Source organism: Longimicrobium sp. (genome assembly GCF_036280135.1).
Classification (GTDB): Bacteria; Gemmatimonadota; Gemmatimonadetes; order Longimicrobiales; family Longimicrobiaceae; genus Longimicrobium.
On sequence record NZ_DASURI010000262.1, the window covers coordinates 1 to 4,085 of the forward strand.

A 4,085-nucleotide genomic window follows, 5' to 3' on the forward strand; every position below is an offset into this window, starting at 1 on the left:
CCGGCGCGGTCGAGTTCGTGAGGGCCCCTCAGGAAGACAACCCCTTTTCCAGATCCGGTATCAGTAGCAGACGCAGACCCCGTAGCGGTTGCACACGCCCCCGGCCGGGCCGCATTCCTGCCAGCAGTTCTTGGAACAGGCCCGCGCCTCCTTCTGGGCCACCGGAGACGCGAACACCTGCGTGGCCCCGAACACCATCGCCCCGAGCACCGGGACGACGTAAAGCACGCGCTTGATGCGGTTCATGGGAATCCCTCCGAGAAGATGGCGGCAGGCGCTCTCCCGTGGTCCGGAGATGGACCACGGGAGAGGGGTAATTTCACATCGTGTCGGAAAGTAATCCCCGCTCGTTCCCGCGACAAGGCGACCGCGTTCCGTTCAGCGACGGCGCTTCTTCGACTTCTTCTGTGCCTTGCGCAGGGTGCGCGCCTTGGCGGCGGCGCTGTCGCTCCCGGGGATGGGCATCGGCTTCGGCTTGGGAGGCGGGGCGAGGATATCCTCGAACGCGCGCCCAAAGATCCTGAACTGCGGCCGCGGAGTGATGCGCTTCTCCAGCAGGCCCAGCTCCACCTGCGCGTCCTCCCAGTCGCCGCAGACGCTCTCGTCCACCTTGCCGGCCTCGAAGGCGGCCTGCATGCCGGGAGGCGCCTCCGTGGCGTGCAGGTCCAGCAGGGCGGCGACCACCCACGCGTTGGACTCGGGGTCCTGGCGCTCCCACGCCGCCATCCGCTCCACGAACACGTCCATGATGGTGTCGCGCAGCGGGGGGTGCTCCCCGGCCATGCGCCGCAGCGCATGGGCCAGCATCCCGAACAGGTCGGCGTTCCCCTCATCCGCGGCGTGGACGAGCGCGTCGCCCACGGGCCCCAGCGCGGACGCGCCCATCCTGGCCAGCACTTCGGGAATGTCCTCCGTGGTCCACTCGCTGTCCGGGTAGTCGGCAAGGTGCGCCACCATCGCGGGGACGGCGGCCTGGGCCCGCAGCTCGCCCAGGGCGCGCCACGCGTGCACGGGCGCCCAGAACGGCGTCTCGTCCTCGCCCAGCGCCTGCATGATCCAGTTGAGCCGTTCGTCCCGCATCATCTCGATCAGGACGGGAACGTGCTCGTCCGAGATGCCCAAGGTGCGGTATCCCAGGTCGCCCTCCGCCTGGTCCGGGTCGCCGAGGGAAAGGAGCTGGTCCACGGGAGCAGGATACGAGACGTCCATCGGCCTTCCAAGTGGGCGTGATGAGGATGCGGGTGCGCACGGCGACAACGTGCGCAGGGAGCACACCCGCCGCAAGCCGTCCGTGCCGATGCGAACCGTGGCGCGGACGCAGACGCCCGCGCTACATTGGCCCCGCGGTCCGGCGACGGATCGGCCGATCTGCGTCCGCCGAGCCCGCCCTCGCAGCGCTCGCCCCACCGCTCCCGCCCGTTCCGTCCCCCCGCAGGATCTCCGATGGAAGTCAGTGACGACAAGGTCCAGGTTCCCGCCATCGCGTCCCCCGGCGCGAGCGAGCCCGCATCCGCCGACAGGCCCAAGCCCGGCCGAGGACGGCGCGTCGCGCGCGCGATCGGGCGCGGCGCGTGGCGCACGGTGCGGTTCTTCGGCTGGATGATGCTGGGCGTGCTGCTGCTGACGCTGGGCGTGATCTGCGTGGGGATCAAGCAGACGCCCGTCATGGGCCCCGTGAGCGGGCCCGTGGTGACGGACTTCACGCACCTGTACCGCATCGAGGTGGACCGCGAGATCCAGCCGACCACGGAGGCGCAGATCGCCGACGCCGTCCGCGCGACGACGGGGCCCGTCAGCATCGGCGGCGGGCGGTTCAGCATGGGCGGGCAGACGGCCACGGAGGGCGCGCTGCACGTGGACATGCGGCGCTTCAACCGCATCCTGCAGCTGGACACGGCTGCCAATACGCTGACGGTGCAGACGGGCGCCACCTGGCGGCAGATCCAGGAGTTCATCGACCCGTACGGCCTGTCCGTCAAGGTGATGCAGTCGTACGGCAACTTTACCGTGGGCGGCTCGCTGTCCGTGAACGTGCACGGGCGATACGCGGGGCTGGGGCCCATCATCAGCACCGTGCGCTCCATCCGGATGGTGCTGGCGGACGGCTCCGTCGTCACGGCGTCGCCCACGGAGAACCGCGAGCTGTTCTACGGCGCCATCGGCGGATACGGCGGCCTGGGCGTCATCACCCAGGCCACGCTGGAGCTGGCGCCCAACGAGCGCATCCGCCGCACCCGGCGCACCATGCCCGTCACGGCGTACGCGGAGTGGTTCCGGCGCACCATCCGCGGCCGCGAGAACATCATCTTTCACAACGCGGACATCTACCCCAACGAGTACGACCGCGTGAGCGCCGTCACCTTCACGCGGACGGCGGATTCCGTGACCATCCCGGACCGGCTGATGCCGCGAAAGGAGTCGTATCCCGCCAACCGGTGGGGGCAGACCGTCATCACGGGGTGGCCGGGCGGCAAGGAGATCCGCGAGCACGTGCTGGACCCGTGGACGTACCGCGGCGAGCCCGTGGTGTGGCGCAACTACGAGGCGAGCTACGACGTGCGCGAGCTGGAGCCCGCGTCGCGCGACGAGTACACGTACGTGCTGCAGGAGTACTTCGTCCCCGTGGCGGAGTTCGACCGCTTTGTCCCGCGGATGCGCGCCATCTTCGAGAAGTGGGACGTGAACGTCGTCAACGTCTCCATCCGCCACGCCACGCCGGACCCCGGTTCCACCCTGGCGTGGGCGCCGGACGAGCGGTTCGCGTTCGTCGTGTGGTACAAGCAGCGGGTGGATGCCGAGGGGCAGCGGCGCGTGGCGGCGTGGACGCGGGAGATGGCGGACGCGGCCCTGGCCAGCCACGGGAGCTGGTACCTGCCCTACCAGCCGCACGCCACGCCGGAGCAGTTCGCCCGGGCGTACCCGCGCGCGCGGGAGTTCTTCGCCCTCAAGCGGCGGGTGGATCCGCGGAACCGCTTTCGCAACAAGCTGTGGGACCGGTACGACCCGGCCGGCCCCGCGCGGATGGAGCTGTCGCGATCGGAGCGGGCGGCCCTGGACAGCCTGTCCGCCTACGAACGGCCGGAGTCGCAGAGCTACCTGGCGCACCCGGAGTGGTTCATCGTCTACAGCGCGGACGAGTACGCCGCCTGGACGGCCGGCCGCCTGCCGACGGCGTTCCCGTACGTTCGCTCCGTGGGCCAGTTCTGGCAGAACTGGACGATGGTCTCGCGCGCGAGCGACCGGGAGAACGCGCCCAACGGGCAGTACTCGCTCATGCTGGGCGTGATCGGCCTGAGCTACTCGGTGGAGTACAGCGTCCGGTGGGCGTACGAGGGCACCGTGGGCCGGTTCAGCGCGTGGACGGCGGGCGGGCGGATGACGGACGAGGACCGCTTCGCGCACCGGGTGGCGGCGGACTACGCGAAGTTCATCCACACGATCCCGTGGTACCGGTATCCGTTCGACAAGCAGCTGCGGGCGCTGTGGACGGACGTGCCGCCCTGGGGCCCGGGGTGGATCCGCAAGTGGGAGCGGCGGCTGTCGCTCAGCGTGGAGTACGGGATCAAGGGCGCGTACGCCTGGATGCTGGGCGGTGCCACGGGGGCGGCGTACACGCCGCAGGACCTGCGCATCGGCGCCGTGGTCTACGGCGACACGACGGCGCTCGCCCCGTCCGGCGACGCGCGGGTCACGGGCCGGCGGCCGCTGGGGCCGGACCACGCGCTCATCACGCTGGAGCGCTACGATCCGTTCGGCGGCGTGCTGCGCGACGCGGCTCGGCGCGGCGAGCAGACGCCCATCGTGGAGATCGCGGGCAACGACGACATCGTGGTGACGGGCCTGGCCCCGGCGGATTGGCGGTACGTGGGCCCGGAGGCGGAGTTCCTGTACGCCATCCCCGTCGCGACGGACGCGCGGCGCATTCGCCCCGTGCTCAAGGTGCGCACGCGCGAGCTGCTGCCGTTCCTGCGGCGGATGGAGGCGGAGGGCCGGTTCGCCGTGGACCACGTGTACGATTACTGAAGGCCCGGCCCTCACCCGCTCGCTGTCGCTCGCACCCTCTCCCGCAAACTGCGCGGGAGAGG

Annotated in this window: 3 protein-coding genes; 1 reads left to right on the plus strand and 2 read right to left on the minus strand. The window is 70.7% G+C overall.

Annotation, left to right across the window (positions count from 1 at the left end):
- Positions 1-60: 60 nt before the first annotated feature.
- Both VFZ20_RS08165 and VFZ20_RS08170 read right to left on the minus strand, forming a co-directional pair.
- Entirely contained in the window at positions 61-246 is a 186-nt protein-coding gene (locus tag VFZ20_RS08165) for a hypothetical protein (RefSeq protein ID WP_329683361.1), read from the minus strand.
- Between the two features lie 132 nt (positions 247-378).
- Positions 379-1,209, minus strand: coding sequence for a hypothetical protein (locus VFZ20_RS08170; protein WP_329683362.1), 831 nt, complete (start codon positions 1,207-1,209; stop codon positions 379-381).
- 234 nt (positions 1,210-1,443) lie between these two features.
- Here VFZ20_RS08170 and VFZ20_RS08175 point away from each other — a divergent pair, with 234 nt between their 5' ends.
- Complete coding sequence (locus VFZ20_RS08175; protein WP_329683363.1) at positions 1,444-4,023, plus strand: FAD-binding oxidoreductase; 2,580 nt, start codon at positions 1,444-1,446, stop codon at positions 4,021-4,023.
- Positions 4,024-4,085 lie beyond the last annotated feature (62 nt).